Consider the following 19,233-nt stretch of genomic DNA (forward strand, 5'->3'; position numbering starts at 1 on the left):
CCGGCTGCTGACCTCAATCTCCCGCGACGCTCCGATCCTCGACAGGGCCGAAGGTCCCCAGCGCCGTGGGCCCACGGCGCCGTTCCCACTCTGCGATCGCCTCCCCCATCGGCGTCGACGGGGGGCCGTCGGTGAAGCGCCACAGCTCCTCGGCGATGCGCCGCCAGTTCGCCGTCGCGCCGATCTGCCCGAAGATCGCGTAGAGCCCGAGGTTGATGCGCTGGATGACGACGAACGACGGCGGCACGTTGATGGCCCGCATCACGTGCCCGTAGGGGCCTGTGGCGTCGAACATGTGCCGCACGATGAGCGACGCGTAGGCGTCGTCGATCGTCGAGGGGCCGTCGAGTCGCACGAACTCGTAGAAGTGGGTGAAGTACTCGAAGACGTCGGCGTCGGAGATCGGCGCGGCGGCCGGCACGATCCCCAGGCGGTCGACGACGGCACGGAAGCGCCCCGGGTCGGGGTCGACGACGACCGCCTGGATCAGCTGCTCGAAGCCGTCGAGGTCCGACTCCGTGAACCGCTTGACCAGGCCGTAGTCGAGGAACGTGACGCGACCACCCGGCGCGAACAGGTAGTTGCCGGGGTGCGGGTCGCCGTTGAACACGCCCAGCCGGTAGATGCTCCCGAACGCGTAGCGGTAGATCGTCTCGGCCGCGAGGTTCCGCTCCTCGGTCGACCACGAGAGCATCTCGTCGAAGCGCACCCCGTCGGACAGCTCGCTCGTCAGCACCCGGCCTGTGCTCAGCTCCGGCAGCACGTCGGGGACGTGGATCGTCGGGTGCCCGCGGTAGTGGTCGGCGAAGCGTTGCTGGTGCGCGGCCTCCATGCGGTAGTCGAGCTCCTCCTCGATGCGCTCCCGCAGCTCACGGACGATCGGCTCGGGATCGAGGCCCGGGTAGAGCAGCGTCATCGCGCCGAAGACGGCGTCGGCGTTGGCGAGGTCGTTGCGGATCGCGTCGTCGACGCCCGGGTACTGGACCTTCACCGCCACCGGCCGGCCGTCCCGGGTGATGGCGCGGTGCACCTGGCCGATCGACGCTGCGGCGATCGGCGTCGGATCCCACTCGGCGAACAGCTCCGCCGGACCGGCCCCGAGCTCCGCCCGCAGGGCCGACTCGACCAGCTCCTCGCTCATCGGCGGCGCGTCGGCCTGGAGCTGGGCGAGCGCTGTCCGGACGTGCTCGGGCAGCCCCTGGTCGAGGTAGCTGGCGATCTGGCCGACCTTCATCAGGGCGCCCTTCAGGTTCCCCAGGGTGGCCACGACCTGCTCGGCGGTCCGGAGCTCGAAGCTGCGGTCGAGCTCCTCGCGGCGCTCGGCCGCGGCGAACACCCGGCGAGCGCGGTGGGCCGCGTAGCCGGCGGCGGTCGTGCCGCCGACCCGGGCGAGCGAGGCGTTGCGCGCCAGTCGCGTGCGACGGTGGACCGCGGCGTCGCGGGACCGCACGCGCCACACGGCGACCGCCGCGACCAGTGCCGCGACGACCGCTGCCGGCCCGAGAGCTGCTCGACGTCGACCCACGTCGAGGGTCTAGCGGGCGCTGCGGGCGTTTCGCACGGCGGGACCTCGGGGGCCAGAATCCTCGACGTGAAGATCGAGAAGCTGAACGAGACCAACGCGTTCGTCGCCATCGACCTCGAGGGTGCGCCGTGCTCCACCGGCGTCGTTCGGGCTGCGGGGAAGGTGCTCCAGGGCGGCGCCAAGGCCATGGCGCGCACGACGACCTACACCTTCGCCCTGCGCGAGCTGCAGGTCGGCGGCGCGTCGGCGGGCATCAGCGCCGACGACGACGCTCGCGAGGCGGCGATCGCCGCCTTCGTCGAGGAGCTCGCGCCCCGCGCCGCCAGCGGGGAGCTCGTGCTCGATGCGGGCAAGGGCGTCGACCCTGCGGCGCTCCAGCCGCTGCGCGAGGGCGATCCGCGTGCTGCGCTGCGCGACGAGGCGGTCGACGGCCATCCGCTGCCCGCCCACCTGCACGCGCTCGGCGTGGTCGTGGCCGCCGAGGCCGCGCTGGGCTCGCTCGACGGCGTCACCGCCGCCGTCGAACCGGGACCCGACGCCGAGCGGATCGGTGCGCTCCTCGAGGCGCGTGGCGCCGCCTCGGTCACGCCGGACCTGACCGCCGAGGCCGACGTGCTGCTGTGCGGCTCCCGCCAGGGCATGGTCGACGGGGCGATGGCCGCGGCGATCCGCTCGAAGGTCGTCGTGCCCACGGGGCCCCACGCCCTGTCGGCGAAGGGGCTCGCCGTGCTCAACGGCCGCGACGTCGTCGCGCTGCCCGACTTCCTGACCCTCGCCGGGCCGACCTTCGCGGGTTGGCCGGCCGACGCCGACACGCCCGACGCTGCCGTCGCCGCCGCCGAAGCGTGGGTCGCGGCCACGGTGCGCGAGGTCATGTCGCACGACGAGGGCCCGGTGCTCGGGGCGTGCTACGCGGCGGAGGCCTTCCTGTCGACGTGGCGGGACGAGCTGCCCTTCGGCCGGCCCCTGGCCTGAGGCCGGCGACAGCTCAGCGGCGGGAGCGCCGCACCAACCAGACGAGGACCGCGAGCAGGGCGACGCCGAGCAGGGGAGCCAGCTGGGCGAGCGCCGACGGGCGGACCTCCATCGACTGGATGCCGGCGGCCGGCGGGAGGTCGGCCGCCGCCACCGGCGGGGGTTCGGTCGACGGGGCGGTGGTCGCGAGCGGATCCGGCTCGGCGGGGCTCGGGTCCGGCCCGAGGAGCACGTCGATCGGCGCCGACTCCTCGTCGGGTGTGACCTTCGGCGTGGGGCGCGAACGGCGCGGGTCGTAGCTGGACATCGTCACTCCGGCGTGGCGGCCATCTGCGGTTCTGCGGCCCCGGCGAGGACGGCACGGAGCAGCGCCGCGAACTCGTCGGCTGCCTCGCCCGCCCCGGCGCGACCACCCAGCGCGTGGACCGGCAGGGACTGCGCCCCCGCCTCGGCGATGGCGGCCCGCTGCCGCACCGACGGCAGGATCAGGTCGGCGTGGTCGGACCGCAGCTGCTCGTGCCAGTAGGCGGCGTCGCGGGTCCGTCCCACGTTGTTCACCACGATGCCGGCCACGGGCAGGCCGCCCGGACGGCGGCGACCGACCCGGTCGATGGTGGTGAGCACCTGGGCCACGCCGTCGGACGCCCACGCCGACGGCGCGGTGACGACCAGCGCCCGATCGGCGGCGAAGAGGCCGTTGACGGTCAGGAGGCCGAGCGACGGCGGGCAGTCGATGAGGACCAGGTCGTGATCGGAGCCGCTCAGCGCCACGTGGAGGCGGTCCTGGGCGCCGACCGGGTCGGTGGCGAGCTGGGGTTCGCGGTTGGCGAGCGACGGTGAGCTCGGGGCCACGTCGGGCGCGGTGCCCACCGGCGCCGGCCAGCCCGAGGGCACGACGATGTCGGCGATGCTGCCCGGGCGCTCGTCGGCGAGGACGTGGTCGACCGTGTGCGCCGGGTCGAAGACGCCGAGGCCGGTGGTGGCGTTGGCCTGGGGGTCGAGGTCGACGACGAGCACACGGCGACCGGTCAGCGACGCCGCGGCCGCCAGGCCGAGCGCGACGGTGGTCTTGCCGACCCCGCCCTTCTGGTTGACCACCGCGAGCGCGAACATCCCCGTGAACGGTACCCAACGGGAGCCGCCCCGTCGGTCACAGTCGCTCGGCGAGCTCCTCGGGTGGCAGCGGCGGTGCGAACAGGAAGCCCTGGGCGGCGTCGCAGCCGATGCGCCGCAGGACGTCGCGCTGCGACTCCCGCTCGACGCCGACCGCGACGGTCGTGAAGCCCAGCTGGCGGGCGAGCCCGATCGCGGACTCGCCGATCACCTCGTCGGTGCCGTCGCTGTCGATGTCGGCGACGATCGCCCGGTCGAGCTTCACGAAGTCGATCGGGAAGCGACGGAGGCCGCCGAACGACGATCGGTCGGCACCGAAGTCGTCGAGGCCGAAGCTGACGCCGAGCTCGACGAGCCGGGACACCGCGGCGTCGACGTCGGGATCCGGGTCGAGGAAGATGCTCTCGGTCAGCTCCAGCGAGAGCCGGCCCGGGTCGAGGTCGGCGGACCGCAGGGCCTCGGCCACCCAGGTGGTGAACGCCGGCGTGGCGATCTGGACCGGGCTGACGTTCACCGACACCCGGAAGCGCCGGTTGGGTGCCAGGAGCGGCTCCCACGTCGCGATCTGCGCGGCGGTCCGCTCGAGCACGAAGCGTCCGAGCCGATCGACGATGCCGAGGTCCTCCGCGGCGTCGATCAGCCGCGCCGGGCGCACGAGCTGGTGGCCCTCGCCCTGGCCGTGGATGCGGAGAAGGGCCTCCGCCCCGACGATGACCCCGGTGTCGAGCGACACGATCGGCTGGTAGTGCAGCTCCAGCGCGTCGTCGTCGAGGGCCCGGCGGAGGGTCTGGGTGCTCTCGATCCTCCGGTCGGTGCGCTGCGACATCTCGTCGTCGAAGACCTCCGTCCGGTCGCGGCCGTGGTCCTTGCCCTCGAACACCGCGGTGTCGGCGTCGCGCAAGAGGCGTTCCGGCGGCGTGCCGGGTCCGCCGATCGCCACGCCGATGGTGGCGGTGAGCACCAGCTCGGCCCCGTGCACCGCGAGCGGTCGGGAGATCGCGAGGCGGAGCTTCTCGGCCACCTCGCGCGCCCGGGCGAGGTCGGCCACGCCGTCGAGGACGACCAGGTACTCGTCGCTGCCGATCGACGACGAGAACGCACGGCCGACGGTCTCGGCGATGCGACCGCCCACCGCCCGCAGGATCTCGTCGCCCGCCTCCTCCCCGAGGGCGTCGTTGTGGCGCTTGAAGCGGTCGAGGTCGACGAGCAGGACGGCGACGCCGGTGGCGGCGTTGCGCTCGATCGCCTCCCGGAGCTCGGCGAGGACCCTGCCGCGGTCGAGGGGCGACGCCCCGTCGGCGTCGGTGCGACGGCGGCGGTGGGGCTGCGCGCCGGCCGGGCGCAGCACCGGGCCCATCAGCTCCGCCACGATCTCGAACTCGCGCTGGACCCAGTCCGCGCCCTCCCGCACGAGCAGCGGCAGCTGGACGCGCATCGACGGGCGGCGGGCGGCGATGTCGAGGAGGCTCCTGATCGTCGCCACCTCGTCGGGGTGGATCGAACCGGCGACGTCCCGATCGAGGCCGGCCATCGGGTCGCGGCCGTGCGCCGCGTCGACCTGACCGGGGCGCGCGACGCCCTGGGCGACCGCGTCGTCCGCGGCGCCGACACGGGCTGCGAGCTGCAGCCGGCGCTCCCACCGATCCATCCAGCCTCCATCCACGTCCGGGTGACCATCACCCATCGACCAGAACGCAGTGGCCGTGAGCCGTGAGGACGTGTGAACCTCCGCCGGTGCCCCACCACGTGCTGCTCGATGTTTTCACCGATCGACCCTTCACCGGCAACCCGCTCGCCGTCTTCGTCGATCCCGGCGACCTCTCCACGGCCGCCATGCAGGCCCTGGCGCGCGAGCTCAACCTCTCCGAGTCCGTCTTCCTCCGGCCGCCGGCCGACGCGGGCGGCCCCTGGGCCACCCGCATCTTCACCCCTGCCGGCGAGCTGCCCTTCGCCGGCCACCCGACCGTCGGCGCGGCCTGGGCGCTCGCCGCCGGTGGCCACCTCGCGGCCGATCCGACGGGCACGACCACCGTCGTGCTCCGCGAGGGCGTCGGCGACGTGCCGGTCGAGGTCGCCTGGGACGGCGACCGTCCCGCCACCTGCACGGTGTCCGTTCCGGTCCTACCCGTCGGTGGGCCCCCACCGGCGGACCCGGTCCAGATCGCGTCCGCCGTCGGCCTGGAGGTCGAGGCGCTCCACCCCGCGCTGCCGCTCGGGCGGTGGAGCGCCGGGGTCCCGTTCGTCGTCGTGCCGGTGCGCGACCTCGACGCGCTGGCGTCGGCACGACCGCTCGACGGCACGCACGGCGAGATCTACGCCGTCACCCCCATCGGGGACCCGGAGGGCGCGGTGCGCTGGCGGGCGCGCATGTTCGCTCCCGGGTTCGGCATCCCGGAGGACCCGGCGACGGGCGCCGCCGCTGCCGCCTTCGCCGGCTACCTGGCGGAGGTCGCCGACGGCGCGGGGTCGAGCCCACAACGCCGGTGGACGATCGAGCAGGGCGTGGAGATGGGGCGGCCCAGCCGGATCGAGGTCGTCGTCGAGCGCGACGCGACCGGCAGCCTGGCGGCCGTGCGGATCGCCGGCACGGCGGTCGCCGTCGGCGAGGGTCGCCTCGACCTGCCACCCGACACCTGATCCTCGCCCGTGCCGCCGTTGCATCTGTACCAACGGCTTGGTACAAAAGCCGGGTGATCGACGGGTACGACACGGCGGCGTTGCTCACCGGCATCGCGATCTCCTTCGGCGGGGCGGCCGCGATCTGGGCGTGGGCGTGGTGGGCGCCCATCGACGGGCGCGTCCGGCGCTGGGCCGCGGCACGGGCTGTCCCGCTCACCGAGGCGACCCGCCCCTACGTCACCACCCGCATGCGTGCGGCCCGCCGGTGGCGGAGCGCCGGCGTCGGGCTCGCGTGGACCGCACCGCTCCTCTGGGAGCTCGTGCACAGAAGCGCCTACGCCGACCTCGATGCGTGGGTCGTGCCGAGCCTCGCGCTGGCCCTCTACCTCTCGGGCGCCGTCGCCGCCGAGGTCGTCGCCGCCCGCCGACTGCCGCCGGGACGGGCGGCCATGGACGCCCGCGAGGTGGCGGCCTACGTCCCCTCGGCCCTGCTGCGCTGGCCGCCGCGCCTCGCGGTCGCGAGCGTCGTCGTGGCCGGGTGGGCCTGGTCGATCGGCGCGGTCGACGACTCCCGAGCGCATCCTGCGGCCCTCCACGTGGTGGTCGCGGCGGCGGTCCTCGCCGGCGTCGGCGCGAGCCGCTGGATTCCCGGCTACATCGTCTCGCGACGACAGCCGGTCGTCGCCCCCGAGATGACCCGCGCCGACGACGCGCTGCGGTCGTGGTCGGCTCACTCCTGCCTGGGCGCGATCCTCGCCGCCCAGATGGCGCTCCTCGGCCAGCAGGCCTTCGGCCTCGCCTACCAGGTCGGCACGCCGCTGCGGTGGGCGCTCCTCGCCGTCGCGGTGACGTCGATCGCGCTGGCCATCGGCACCTTCCAGGTGGCATCGGGCCCCGACTGGAGGTGGACCGTGCGGCGCGACCTCCCCTCGGGGGCGGGCGGGTGATCCTCGAGGTCGACCACGGCTCCCCGGTGCCGCCGTTCGAGCAGATCCGCAGCCAGGTGGCGGAGGCGATCGCCACCGGTGCGTTGCTCGACGGGAGCACCCTGCCGTCCATCCGCCAGCTCGCCGCCGACCTCGACGTCGCCCCGGGCACGGTCGCCCGCGCCTACCGCGAGCTCGACGCCGCGGGCCTCGTCACCACCGAGGGTCGACGGGGCACCGTCGTCCGGGCGCCCGCGGCGCCGATCCGCCCCTCCTCGGACGAGGGACTCGCCGCGGCGGCGCGTCGCTTCGCCGACGAGGTGCGCGCCCTCGGCGCTCAACCGTCCGACGCGCTCGACGCCGTCAGGGCCGCGCTCGTACCGCCCCGTCGCCCCCTCGGGTCCGATCCGCGTGCTCTGGCACGCGCATCGGACCCAACGGGGCGACCGCACGAGGGCTAGGGGACGAGCACGACCCGGCCGAAGGCCTGGCGCGACTCGATGTGGGCGTGGGCCGCGGCCGCCTCGGCGAGCGGGAACGTGCTGTCGACCACCACGCGCACCTCGCCGGCGGCGACCTCTCGCAGCAGGCGGGCGATGTTGTCGTGGGCACGCGGACCGTGCGCCAGCTCGGCTCCGAGGAACACGCCGGTGATCGACTGGTTCTGTGCCATCAGCAGCCCGGCGTCGAACGGGCGGTCGTCCCGTCCCGCGTTGCCGACGTACGACACCCTCCCCCGGTAGGCGAGCGACCGCACGCTGTCGAAGAGCGTCGAGCCGACGGAGTCGACGACGAGGTCGACGCCACGCCCGTCGGTGAGGCGCCGCACGGCCTCCACCATGTCCTCGGCGACGTAGTCGATGCCGTGGTCGAGCCCGTACTCGGCCAGTCGCTCGAGGCGCTCGGCGCTCGAGGCGGTGGCGAGGACCGTCGCCCCGGCACGCGCCGCGAGCTGGATCGCCGCCAGGCCCACTCCGCCTGCACCGGCCTGGACGAGGACGGACTCACCCGCCTGCAGCCGCCCGAACTCGAACAGGCAGTCGTCGGCGGTGCCGAAGGCGATCGGCACGCACGCGGCGTCGACGAGGTCCATGCCGTCGGGCAAGAGCCAGGTCGAGGAGACGGGGGCCGCCACCAGCTCGGCGTGCGACCCGTGCGGCACCGACACGACGACCTGCTGGCCGACCTGCCGGTCGGTCACCGCCTCGCCGACCTCGACGATCGTGCCGGCGCACTGGTAGCCGACGATGTGGGGCACGGCGGGCATCACGCCGCCGAGGCGGTTCAGCGTGTCGCCGCCCTCGATGCTGATCGCGGCGACCTCGACGATCACGCCCTTCGGGTGGACCACCGGGTCGGGGACGTCCTCGTAGCGGAGGACGTCGGGGGATCCGGTCTCGTAGTACACGGCAGCCTTCATGGCGCCACCGTACGGGTCAGCCGAGGGCGTCGCGCACCGCGCCGATCGGCCCCTGGTAGGCGTCGTAGGCCCGGTACGGCCGGAAGCCCATCGCCACGTTGATGTCGAGCATCCACGGGTTCGACTCGGCGTTGAACGTCTCGACGATCGCGACCTCGGGGACCCGCTCCCGCACGGCGCGGAGGTTGGCGACCTTCAGCCACCGGCCGATCCTCCGACCCCGGTGTGCGGGCACCACGGCGGTGTCCTCCTGGTGGGCCAGCTGGGGCCGCTCCGGGTGGACGTCGATGCGGGTCATGCCCGCGCCCGACCCGTCGGGGGCCACGACGACGGCGGCGTGGACCGTGACGCCCCGGGCCGCGGCGACCTCCTCGCTCCGGCGGACGATCGCCGCCGTGTACTGCTCCGGGGTCCAGTCGATCTCGTCGAGCGGTGCGTCGTTCATGGCCGTGTAGGCGGCGACGTAGGGGTCGAGCAGCTCGTCCGGGCACGCGCCGGTCCACAGCTCGAGCCGGTAGCCGGCCGCCTGCGCATCGACCGCCGCCGTCCACTCGTCGAGGAGGGCGTCGTCGAGCTCGGCGACCCGCACGCGGCTGCACCGCTCCTGCTGGCGGAACGTCATGCCCGCCTCCGCGGCGACCGATCGGCTCGTCGCGTCGTCGGGCCACCACGCCAGCGTGCGGGCGCTCCGCGACTCGAACCACGGCAGGGCCGCCCGGAGGAGCGTGCGCTGCGTCCCGGCAGCGGACGGACCGGGGACGACGTCGATCTCGAGCTCGGCGTAGCCCGCGTTCTCGCCGTCGACCGAGACGCCGCCGACGAGGAGCCCGACCGGTGCGTCGTCGTGGGTGGCGAGCCAGACCGCTCGGACCTCCCGGGGGCGGTCGACGAACAGGTCGGGGACGAGCTCGGCCGCGCCGACGGGCGGGTCGTCGGGGTCGCGCGCCGCGTCGGCCGCGCGCCGCACGGCGACGAGCGCCGCGACGACCTGGTCGTCGAGCGGCTGCTCCAGCTGGGTGACGCTCGGCTCGTCCACGTCGCGGGTCTACTCCTGACGGCGGGGCGGCGCAGCGCGAATTCCGGGGCGTTCCGCCTCCGAGCGCCGTAGCGTTGCCGACCCATGTCGCGCGCCCGAGGACCCGAGGCCCGGCTCCTGCTCACCGCCCTCGGACCGGAGCGGCGGAAGCTGACCGGGGTCATGCTCGTCCTCCTCGTCGCGCTCGCGCTGCGGCTCGCGATGCCGGCGATGCTCGGCTGGTTCGTCGACGCCGCGATCGACGGCCGGGAGCTCTCGCTCCTCACCGCGATCGCCGCGGCCTACGTCGCCGTCGCCCTGACCGCCGAGGTGCTGTCGCTGGTCGTCACCTGGGGCTCGGTCAGCGTGTCGTGGCGGGCCGGCAACCGCCTCCGCGAACGCCTGGCACGCCACGCCCTGCGCCTCGACATGGGGTGGCACGCCCGCCACTCGCCGGGCCAGCTGATCGAGCGCATCGACGGCGACGTCGAGGCCCTGGCCCTCTTCTTCAACAACGTGCTCGTCCACGTCGTGGGCAACCTGCTCCTGCTCGTGGGGATGCTCGTCGTCGCGTTCACCATCAGCCCCTGGGCCGGCCTGCTCCTCGTCGTCACCTGTGCGCTCGGCGCCACCGTGCTCGTGAAGGTCCGGGCCGCCGCCGTGCCGGCCCGCGAGGCCGAGCGCGAAGCCAACGCCATCCTCTACGGCGACCTCGAGGAGCGCCTCGGCGGCCTCGAGGACCTGAAGGCCAACGGCGCCGGCGCCTACGCCGTCCACCGGCTCCACACCAACTCGGCCCGCACCTGGCGCGCCGCGCGTCGCGCGTCGCTCCTCGGCGACGGGTCGTACGCCTTCGCCGCGATCACCTTCGCGTTCGGGTCGGTCCTCACCCTCGGGCTCGGCTTCGTGCTCGTCCAGCGCGAGATGGTCACCGTCGGCCAGGTCCTGGCCCTCTTCCGCTACTCCGAGATGCTGCGCCAGCCGCTCGAACGCATCGCCGAGCAGATGAAGGAGATGCAGAAGGCGCTCGCCGGTGCGCGGCGGGCGTCGACGATGCTCGCCGAGGAGCCGCGGATCGCCGACCCCGGCTCCGACCGCCACCTGCCTGCCGGCGCCCTCGCCGTGGAGCTCGACGGCGTCACCTTCACCTACCCCGGCACCGACCGACCGGCGCTCAGCCGAACCGACCTCGCCATCGCGCCCGGCACCCACGTCGGCGTCGTCGGCCGCACCGGTTCGGGCAAGACCACGCTCGGGCGGCTGCTCCTGCGGCTCTGGGACGCCACCGACGGCCACGTGCGCCTCGGCGGCGTCGACGTCCGGGACCTCTCGCTCGCCGAGCTGCGGGCGCGGGTCGCCGTCGTCACCCAGGACGTCGAGCTCTTCCGCGCCTCCACGCGCGACAACCTCACGCTCTTCGGCGCGCGCCCCGCGACCGACGAGGAGCTGGTGGCGATCCTGCGCCGCGTCGGGCTCGGCAGCTGGCTCGACCACCAGTCCGACGGGCTCGACACCCCCATCGAGGGCGGTGGGCTGTCCGCGGGCGAGGCGCAGCTGCTGGCCGTCGCCCGGGCGTTCCTCGCCGATCCGGGGCTGGTCATCCTCGACGAGGCGTCGAGCCGGCTCGACCCGATCACCGAGGCCGCCCTCTCCCACGCCGTCGCCGAGCTGCTCGAGGGGCGGACGGCGCTCGTCATCGCCCACCGCCTGGCCACGCTCGACCGGGTGGACGAGATCGTCGTCGTCGAGAACGGCCACGTCGCCGAGCACGGTTCGCGCGCGGCGCTGGCGCAGGACCCCGCCAGCAGGTACGCCGCGCTGCTCGCCACGGCGGGATCGCTGCCGATCGAGGAGGCCCTCGAGACCTTCGCCGACGACGAGGGGTTGGGCGCATGAGCCGGCACGACTCGACGCCGCGCGCCGCGTGGAACCTGGTCCGCAACGACCCGGTCGCCTACCTGTTCTCGTGGAGCCAGTGGGTCCTGTTCCACATGAGCCCGCTCGTGGTCGGCTACCTCCTGAAGCTGGTGCTCGACCGGCTGGACGTCGCCGATCCGCAGGTGCCGGTACTCCTCCTCGTCGCCATCCTCGGCGCCGAGGTCGGACGCTGGACGCTGCTCGTGTCGGCGGCGGTCCAGTGGCACGGCGCGTGGGTGGGGTGGCTCACCGTGCCCCGCGTGAACGCGCTCAGCTCGCTCGCCACCGGCGGCGGCCCCGTCGCCGGCCGCCTCCCCGGCTCCCCGGGCGAGGCCGTCAGCCGCTTCCGTGACGACACCCAGGACATCAGCCTGGTGCTCGACGTGTGGCTCGACGTGTCCGGGGCGGTCGCCGCCGCCTCGGTCGCGCTCGTCGTGATGTTCTCGATCGACCCGCTCGCCGCGGGGGCCGCGCTCCTGCCGGTGGCGGTGGCGGTGGCGATCTCCGCCGCCCTCGGACCGGTGCTGCGCACCTGGCGTCGAGATGCCCGGGAGGCGACGGCCTCGGTCACCGGCTTCATCGGCGACACCTTCGGCGGCATCCTCGCCGTCAAGACCAACGCCGCCGAGTCGGCCGTCGACACCCGGTTCGCCGCGCTCAACGCGTCGAGGGCCGTCGTCGGTCGGAGGGACGCGCTCGGCAGCGAGGTCATCCGCTCGCTCGGGTACGGCACCGGCGAGGTGGCGGTCGGTGTCGTCCTGCTCCTCGTGGCGTCGTCGCTGCGGAGCGGCGAGCTGAGCATCGGCGACATCGGCCTGTTCGCGAGCTACGTGCCGATCGTGGCCGGGCTCCCCCGCTGGATCGGCCGCCTCGGCGTGTACCACCGGCAGGCGGACGTCTCGGTCGACCGGCTCGCCGAGCTCATGCCCGTCCCCGACCGCCACGCCGCCCTGCGCCCGGTCCGCACCCACCTGCGACACGGCCCGCCGCCGATGGAGCCGACCGCGACCGACGGCGGACGCCTGCAGCACCTGGCGGTGGAGGGCCTCACGGTGCGGCACCTCGGGTCCGGGCGGGGCGTGACCGACATCGACCTCGACGTCCGGCGGGGCGAGCTCGTCGTGCTGACCGGTCCCGTCGGCTCCGGCAAGACCACCACGCTGCGGGCCATCCTCGGGCTCGTGCCCCGGGAGTCGGGGACGATCACGTGGAACGGCGTCGTCGTCGACGACCCCGCGCTGTCGCTGGTGCCGCCGCGGACGGCCTACCTCCCTCAGGTGCCCCGCCTCTTCAGCGAGTCGCTGGCCGACACGATCCTCCTCGGACACCCGGACCACGAGCTCGAGCGGGCCCTGCGCCTCGCGTGCCTCGACGAGGACCTCGCGGGCATGGCGGACGGTCCGCGCACGGTGATCGGCCCGCGCGGCCTGCGGCTGTCCGGCGGCCAGATCCAGCGGACCGGCGCCGCCCGGGCGCTGGTCCGTCGCCCCGAGCTCCTGGTGGTCGACGACCTGTCGAGCGCGCTCGACGTCGAGACCGAGCGCGAGCTGTGGCGGCGGATGGTCGAGGACGCCACGTCGAGCGTGCTGATGGTGAGCCACCGGCCGCACGTGCTCGAGATGGCCAGCCGGATCGTCACGTTGGACGCCGGGCGCGTGGCCGACGTCGTCGAGCAGGGCTGACCCCGCACGGGTTGGGAGCCCCCGACCGGGGCCACCTACGGTGTCGCCGACCACCAGGCCGACACACGAGGGATCCACGACTCCGATGAGCAACAAGACGGTCGCCGGCAACTTCTTCGAGGACTTCGAGGTGGGGCAGGAGCTGCGCCACGCCACCCCCCGCACCGTCACCGAGGGCGACCTCGCCCTCTACACCGCGCTCTACGGTTCCCGGTTCGCCCTCAACTCGTCGGACGAGTTCGCCCGCCAGCTCGGCCTCGGGCGCGCGCCGGTCGACGACCTGCTCGCCTTCCACCTGGTGTTCGGCAAGACGGTGCCCGACGTGTCGCTCAACGCGGTCGCCAACCTCGGCTACGCCAACGGTCGCTTCGGCGTCCCCCTCTTCCCCGGCGACACGGTGACGACCACCTCGACCGTCACCGGGCTGAAGGAGAACAGCAACGGGAAGACCGGCGTCGTCTACGTCAACTCGGTCGGCACCAACCAGCGGCGCGAGGTCGTGCTCGACTACACGCGCTGGGTCATGGTCAACAAGCGGGACCACGCCGCGCCCGCGCCGGAGACGGTCGTGCCCGAGCTGCCCGAGTCCGTCCCCGCCGACGGCCTCTCCCTCCCCGACCACCTCGACCTGTCGGCCTACGACACGACGCTCGCCGGGTCGCCGTTCCGCTGGGACGACTACGAGGTCGGCGAGAAGATCGACCACGTCGACGGCATGACGATCGAGGAGGCCGAGCACATGCTGGCCACCCGCCTCTACCAGAACACCGCGAAGGTCCACTTCGACCAGTACGCCGCCAACTCCGGCCGCTTCCAGCGCCGCCTCATCTACGGCGGCCACATCATCAGCCTGGCCCGTGCGCTGTCGTTCAACGGCCTCGCCAACGCGTGCAAGGTGCTCGCCATCAACGCCGGCTCGCACGCCAACCCCACCTTCGCCGGCGACACGATCTACGCCTACAGCGAGGTCCTCGACACGATCGAGCTGCCCGGCCGCACCGATGCCGGCGCCCTGCGCGTCCGGCTCGTCGCCACCAAGGACCACCCCGCCGGCGACTTCCCCCTGAAGGGCGACGACGGCCGCTACGACCCCGCCGTCGTGCTCGACCTCGACCTCACGGTGGCCCTGCCCCGCTGACGGCTCGGCCGCGCCACCCCGGTGGTCGGGCGCGGGTGGAGGCGGTGCGGGGCGACGCCGTGTCCGAGATCGTCAGGATCACGTCCTTGCCGACATGAGGGCCGGAGGCGCACGATCGCCCGGTGCATGACGTCACCTTCGTCGTCTACGACGACTTCCAGTCGCTCGACCCGACCGGACCGCTCGAGGTCCTCCACGGCGCCGGTCGAGCCGTCGGGGGCGGGGCCTACCGCATCCGCGTGCTCGGCCCCGACGGCGCGACCGTGCGCTCCTCGAGCGGCCTGCGGTTCGAGGTCGACGGCTCCCTCCACGACCCCGTGGAAGAGGTCGGGACGCTCGTCGTCGTGGGCGGCGACGGGTGCAACGCCGCCGCGGCCGACCCCCACGTCGTCACCGCCGTCGACCGCCTCGCGGCACGCGCCACCCGCATCACATCCGTGTGCTCCGGTGCCCTCGTCCTCGCCGCCACCGGCCGGCTCGACGGCCGACGGGCCACCACGCACTGGGCCCGCTGCGCCGAGCTGGCGCACGGCCACCCCGCCGTCGAGGTGGATCCCGACGCCATCTTCGTGCGCGACGGCGACCTCTGGACCTCCGCCGGCGTCACCGCAGGGATGGACCTCGCCCTGGCGCTCGTCACCGAGGACCACGGGGCGGAGGTGGCGCACACCGTCGCCAGCTGGTTGGTGATGTTCGTGCAGCGGGCGGGCGGCCAGTCGCAGTTCAGCCCGCAGCTGGTGCCGGCGTCGCGCACCGAGCCGCTGCGCGACCTCCTGGCCTGGATCGCCGACCACCCGGACGCGGACCTGTCGGTCACGGCCCTCGCCCGCCGGGCGGCGATGAGCGAGCGTCACCTGACCCGGCTCTTCGCCCGCGAGCTCGGCACCACGCCCGCCGCCTACGTCGAGTCGGTCCGCATCGACGCCGCCCGCCGCCTCCTCGAGACCACCGACCTCACCGTCGCGGCCGTGGCGGCGCGGGTCGGGTTCCGGAGCGACGCCGTGCTCCACCGCGCCTTCGGTCGCACCGTGCGCACGACGCCCGCCACCTACCGACGCCACTTCTCCACCACGGGCGGCCGTGCCGTCCCGACCGACACCAGGAGCTGACCCGTGCAGATCGCCATCGCCCTCTTCCCCGAGTTCACGTCCCTCGACGCCATGGGCCCCTACCAGGTCCTCCAGCACGTGCCCGGTGCCGACCTCCGCCTCTGCGCCGCCGAGCGAGGGATCGTCGCCGACGACAGCGGGCACCTGCGCGTCGAGGTCGAGCACACGTTCGCCGACGTGCCCCGCCCCGACGTGCTCGTCGTGCCCGGCGGCACCGTCACCCGCCGGATGATGACCCCCGAGGATGCCGTCGTCACCTGGATCCGCGAGGCCCACCCCCACACGACCTGGACGACCTCGGTCTGCACGGGGTCCCTGCTGCTCGGCGCCGCGGGGCTGCTCGACGGTCTCACCGCCACGACCCACTGGAGCGCCTACGACGCGCTGGCGTCCACCGGGGCGACCCCCACCGAGCAGCGGGTGGTCGTCGAGGGGAAGGTCGTGACCGGCGCCGGCGTGTCGGCCGGCATCGACATGGCGCTCACGCTGGTCGCGGAGATGTGCGGCCCGGAGGTGGCGATGGCGATCCAGCTGGGGATCGAGTACGACCCGCAGCCGCCGTTCGACGCCGGGTCGCCGTCGACCGCCCCGCCGGCGATCCGCGACGGCCTGCTCGCCCGCTCGATCTGACCTCGCGGGTGCGCGAGCCCGCCCGGCCCGCGCAGTAGCGTCCCCCGCGGTGGAGCGCTGCGGGGAGTGCGGGTTCGTCGACGCCGACCTCCCCCGTGCCGAGGTGGCACCGGCGCTCCACGGGCTGGCCCACCAGTTCGCGGCGCGCCTGCGGGGCACCGGCGCGGCGGCCCTGCGGCGCCGACCCGCGCCCGCGGTGTGGTCGCCCTTGGAGTACGGCGCCCACGTGCGCGACGTCCTGGTCGTGCAGCGCGAGCGCATCCTGCGCGCGCTGATCCACGACGGCCCGACCTACGCACCGATGCGGCGCGACGAGCGGGTCGTCGAGCAGCGCGACAACGAGTCGGACCCTGCGACCGTCGCCGACCAGCTCGGATCGGCGGCCGCGCAGCTCGCCCACCTCGTCGCCGGCCTCACCGACGAGGAGTGGGACCGCGTCGGCATCTACCCGTGGCCCGCCCAGGTCGCGCGCGACGTCGACTGGATCGCCCGGCACACCGTCCACGAGCTCGTCCACCACCTCTTCGACGTGGCCCGCACCCTCCAGGGCCCGACCGGCACCCCGCACGGCCTGGGCTCGGGCTGAGCCGCGTTTGCCACACCACCCGGATGGGCAGGCGGCCGACATGGAACCGACCGACACGATCGCCGCCACCGGCCCGTTCGTCTCCCTGACCCTCCCGATCGAGGCCGACGCCGCCGACGCCGAGGACCGCATGGGGATCCGCTGGTCGAACGCCCGCCGGCAGCTCGCCGAGGACGGTGCACCCGAGGACCTCCTCGACCGGATCGAGCCCATCGTCACCGGGGCGGCGCGGCAGCACGCCGCCGCCATCCACCTGGTGGCCCCGAGCGACGGGCCCGTCCTCGTCCACCTGGGCCACGACGACGACGTGACCGAGCAGGCGCGCACCGGCCCCGTGCCCGCCCTCCTCCCCCTGATGCGCGCCCGAGACGAGGACGTCGCCCACCTCGTCGTGGTCGTCGACCGGGAGGGCGCCGACATCTGGGTGCGCGACAGCAGGGGCGACACGACGGGCCAGGACCCCGACGCCGAGGTCGACGGCGACACCGAGCACATCCACCGCGGCCAGCCGGGCGGCTGGTCCCAGCGCCGCTTCCAGCAGAGGGCCGAGAACACCTGGGAGAAGAACGCCGCGGGCGTCGCGGCCGAGGTCGACCAGGTCGCACGCCGCGCCGGCGCCCGGCTCGTGGTCGCCACCGGCGACGTCCGCGCCCTCGGGTTCCTGGAGGAGCACCTCTCCGAGGAGACCAAGGGGATCCTCACGGTCGTCGACACCGGCGGCCGGTCCGACGACGACGCCGTCGAGCGGGCGAGCGCCGAGGCGGACCGCCTGGTCGCCGATCTCGCGGCCCGCCGGACGGTCGACGCCCTGGAGCGCTTCGGCGCCGCGACGGGAGAGGACCTGGCCGTCGAAGGAGCCTCGGACACGCTGCGCACCCTGTCCGAGGGGCGCGTCGCCGTGCTCCTCGTCCACGACCACGGCGCCGAGGAGCGCACGGCCTTCGCGAGCGTCGACGGATCGGTCGCCGCAACGGAGCGCTCGGTGATCGAGGACCTGGGCCTCGAGGTCGTCGAGGGGCGCCTGGTCGACGTCGCGGTGCGCACCGCGCTCGCCACCGGCGCCGAGGTCGTGGTCGTCCCGGCCCACGGGGCGCGGGTGCCCCGGGAGGGCATCGGCGGGGTCCTCAGGGGCTGAGCCTCGCGTTGCGGCTCGTCGCTCGTCGGCCGATCAGGCCGGCGGGACGGCGTCGGCGGGTCGACCGTCGTCGTGGGGGTCGTCGAGCCGGGCGAGCAATGGCCGTCGCAGGACGCCGAGGTAGAGCCCCGCCGCCACGAGCAGCGCCCCGGCCCCCGCGATGGTGGGTCGCGTCCCGACGACGTCGGCGATCGCCCCCTGGATCAGGGCGCCGAGCGGGTAGGCGCCGGTGAACGCCATGATGCGGAACGCCATGACCCGCCCACGCACGTGGTCGGCCACGATCACCTGGACGGCGGTGTTGGTGGTGGAGATGACGGCCAGGAAGCCGGCGCCCACCACGACCAGCGCGAGGAGCGCGACCCAGTAGGCGGGCGCCACGGCGACCGCGACCACGGCGGCGCCGTAGACGGGGAGCGCGACGCGCACGATCGTCGCCCGGTCGAGGACCTGGTCCCAGCCGCTGACGATGGGCGCCACGAGCACCGCACCCAGGCCGAGGGCGACGTTGAGGAAGCCCAGGCCGAGCTCGCCGACGCGGAACTCGTCCTCGGCGAGGATCACGGTGAACTGCTGCACGGGGTTCCCCAGCGCCCCGACGAGCACGGCGCAGAGCATCCCGACGACGATGCCGGGCTGGGTGCGCGTGTAGCGCACGGCGCGGGCGAACTGGTGCCAGAAGCTGCCCGACAGCGGAGTGGCGCGACGTGGCGGCCGCGTCCGGACGAGGAGCAGCGCCACGAGGACGAAGACGAACGACAGACCGTTGACGAGGAAGGCCCAGCTGGGACCGAACGAGTGGAGGAGGAGGCCGGCGATGGCGGGGCCGATGGCCCGGGCGGCGTTGAACTGCAGCGAGTTGAGCGTGACGGCGGAGAGCAGGTCCTCCTTCGGCACCATGTCGTTGACGAACGACTGCCAGCTCGGGATGTTGATGCCGGCGATGACGCCGCTCAGGCCCACCAGCGCCAGGATGGCGAGACCGTTGCGCACGCCGAGCGCCCAGGCCGCCCACAGCGCGAAGGCCGCCAGCGCCATCAGCGACTGGGTGAGGATCAGCACCCGCCGCCGGTCGTGCCGGTCGGCGATCGAGCCGGCGAGCGGCCCGAGCGCCATCGCCGGGATGAACTGGGCGAAGGTGGCCGCGCCCACCCAGGTGGCGCTGCGGGTGATCTCGTAGAGCACGAACGGCACGGTGAGGTTCTGGACCCACGAGCCCGTGTTCGACGCCAGCGCCCCGGTCCAGAAGATCGCGAAGTCGCGGTGGCGGAAGGCCCTCACCGCGTGGCGCATCCCCTGCGGAGGCGGGACGGCGGCCCCCTGGCCCGCGGGGCCGCCCTGCTCGATCGGCGCCGGGACGGGGGGCGCGCCGTGCGCGGGGTCCGGGTCGGAGCGGGGCTCGGGCGTCACCGCCGGTGAACCTACCGCCGTGGGCAGCGGGCG

At 74.4% G+C, this 19,233-nt stretch carries 18 protein-coding genes; 11 read left to right on the top strand and 7 right to left on the bottom strand.

Annotation, left to right across the window (positions count from 1 at the left end; translation table 11 throughout):
• Positions 1–13: 13 nt before the first annotated feature.
• Positions 14–1,525 (bottom strand): ABC1 kinase family protein, encoded by a 1,512-nt coding sequence (locus GH723_RS14120; RefSeq protein WP_153760249.1) that lies wholly within the window; start codon positions 1,523–1,525, stop codon positions 14–16.
• Between the two features lie 66 nt (positions 1,526–1,591).
• Between GH723_RS14120 and GH723_RS14125 the strand changes: the two genes are divergently transcribed.
• Complete coding sequence (locus tag GH723_RS14125; RefSeq protein ID WP_153760250.1) at positions 1,592–2,500, top strand: hypothetical protein; 909 nt, start codon at positions 1,592–1,594, stop codon at positions 2,498–2,500.
• 13 nt (positions 2,501–2,513) lie between these two features.
• Here GH723_RS14125 and GH723_RS14130 read toward each other — a convergent pair whose 3' ends face one another.
• Genes GH723_RS14130 through GH723_RS14140 form a run of 3 tightly spaced genes read right to left on the bottom strand, consistent with a single transcriptional unit; the run spans position 2,514 to position 5,261 of the window.
• Positions 2,514–2,807, bottom strand: coding sequence for a hypothetical protein (locus GH723_RS14130; protein ID WP_153760251.1), 294 nt, complete (start codon positions 2,805–2,807; stop codon positions 2,514–2,516).
• A gap of 2 nt (positions 2,808–2,809) precedes the next feature.
• On the bottom strand, positions 2,810–3,613 hold the full coding sequence (locus tag GH723_RS14135) for a ParA family protein (protein WP_153760252.1): 804 nt from the start codon (positions 3,611–3,613) through the stop codon (positions 2,810–2,812).
• A 37-nt stretch (positions 3,614–3,650) separates the two neighbouring features.
• Positions 3,651–5,261: a putative bifunctional diguanylate cyclase/phosphodiesterase gene (locus GH723_RS14140; RefSeq protein ID WP_153760253.1), complete on the bottom strand. Its 1,611-nt coding sequence runs from the start codon at positions 5,259–5,261 to the stop codon at positions 3,651–3,653.
• Between the two features lie 86 nt (positions 5,262–5,347).
• Here GH723_RS14140 and GH723_RS14145 point away from each other — a divergent pair, with 86 nt between their 5' ends.
• From GH723_RS14145 to GH723_RS14155, 3 genes are read left to right on the top strand one after another with little or no spacing between them, the layout of a single operon-like run.
• Positions 5,348–6,250, top strand: coding sequence for a PhzF family phenazine biosynthesis protein (locus GH723_RS14145; protein WP_195210318.1), 903 nt, complete (start codon positions 5,348–5,350; stop codon positions 6,248–6,250).
• Positions 6,251–6,303: 53 nt separating this feature from the next.
• A complete protein-coding gene (locus tag GH723_RS14150) occupies positions 6,304–7,179 on the top strand; it encodes a hypothetical protein (RefSeq protein WP_153760255.1) in 876 nt (291 codons plus the stop codon).
• Positions 7,176–7,619, top strand: coding sequence for a GntR family transcriptional regulator (locus GH723_RS14155; protein WP_153760256.1), 444 nt, complete (start codon positions 7,176–7,178; stop codon positions 7,617–7,619). The genes GH723_RS14150 and GH723_RS14155 overlap by 4 nt, the downstream gene beginning before the upstream one ends.
• On the opposite strand, the gene GH723_RS14160 is transcribed toward GH723_RS14155, so the two are convergent.
• Both GH723_RS14160 and GH723_RS14165 read right to left on the bottom strand, forming a co-directional pair.
• Entirely contained in the window at positions 7,616–8,578 is a 963-nt protein-coding gene (locus GH723_RS14160; RefSeq protein ID WP_153760257.1) for a quinone oxidoreductase family protein, read from the bottom strand. The two genes, GH723_RS14155 and GH723_RS14160, sit on opposite strands and share 4 nt — an antisense overlap.
• A gap of 16 nt (positions 8,579–8,594) precedes the next feature.
• Positions 8,595–9,614, bottom strand: coding sequence for a hypothetical protein (locus GH723_RS14165; protein WP_153760258.1), 1,020 nt, complete (start codon positions 9,612–9,614; stop codon positions 8,595–8,597).
• A gap of 84 nt (positions 9,615–9,698) precedes the next feature.
• Between GH723_RS14165 and GH723_RS14170 the strand changes: the two genes are divergently transcribed.
• The 7 genes from GH723_RS14170 (at position 9,699) to GH723_RS14200 (ending at position 17,790) form a co-directional block, all read left to right on the top strand.
• A complete protein-coding gene (locus tag GH723_RS14170; RefSeq protein ID WP_153760259.1) occupies positions 9,699–11,489 on the top strand; it encodes an ABC transporter ATP-binding protein in 1,791 nt (596 codons plus the stop codon).
• On the top strand, positions 11,486–13,192 hold the full coding sequence (locus GH723_RS14175; RefSeq protein ID WP_153760260.1) for an ATP-binding cassette domain-containing protein: 1,707 nt from the start codon (positions 11,486–11,488) through the stop codon (positions 13,190–13,192). The genes GH723_RS14170 and GH723_RS14175 overlap by 4 nt, the downstream gene beginning before the upstream one ends.
• Before the next feature lie 85 nt (positions 13,193–13,277).
• The gene (locus GH723_RS14180) at positions 13,278–14,330 is read left to right on the top strand and encodes a MaoC family dehydratase (RefSeq protein ID WP_153760261.1); all 1,053 of its coding nucleotides are present in this window, start codon (positions 13,278–13,280) and stop codon (positions 14,328–14,330) included.
• A gap of 122 nt (positions 14,331–14,452) precedes the next feature.
• On the top strand, positions 14,453–15,439 hold the full coding sequence (locus GH723_RS14185; RefSeq protein WP_153760262.1) for a GlxA family transcriptional regulator: 987 nt from the start codon (positions 14,453–14,455) through the stop codon (positions 15,437–15,439).
• 3 nt (positions 15,440–15,442) lie between these two features.
• Positions 15,443–16,069: a DJ-1/PfpI family protein gene (locus GH723_RS14190; protein WP_153760263.1), complete on the top strand. Its 627-nt coding sequence runs from the start codon at positions 15,443–15,445 to the stop codon at positions 16,067–16,069.
• 49 nt (positions 16,070–16,118) lie between these two features.
• Entirely contained in the window at positions 16,119–16,655 is a 537-nt protein-coding gene (locus GH723_RS14195) for a DinB family protein (RefSeq protein ID WP_153760264.1), read from the top strand.
• Between the two features lie 40 nt (positions 16,656–16,695).
• Positions 16,696–17,790, top strand: coding sequence for a baeRF2 domain-containing protein (locus GH723_RS14200; RefSeq protein ID WP_153760265.1), 1,095 nt, complete (start codon positions 16,696–16,698; stop codon positions 17,788–17,790).
• A 33-nt stretch (positions 17,791–17,823) separates the two neighbouring features.
• Here the strand turns inward: GH723_RS14200 and GH723_RS14205 are convergent, their stop codons facing one another.
• Positions 17,824–19,200 (bottom strand): MFS transporter, encoded by a 1,377-nt coding sequence (locus tag GH723_RS14205; RefSeq protein ID WP_153760266.1) that lies wholly within the window; start codon positions 19,198–19,200, stop codon positions 17,824–17,826.
• Between the last annotated feature and the right edge of the window lie 33 nt (positions 19,201–19,233).

It is taken from the genome of Actinomarinicola tropica (genome assembly GCF_009650215.1).
Lineage (GTDB): Bacteria > Actinomycetota > Acidimicrobiia > Acidimicrobiales > SKKL01 > Actinomarinicola > Actinomarinicola tropica.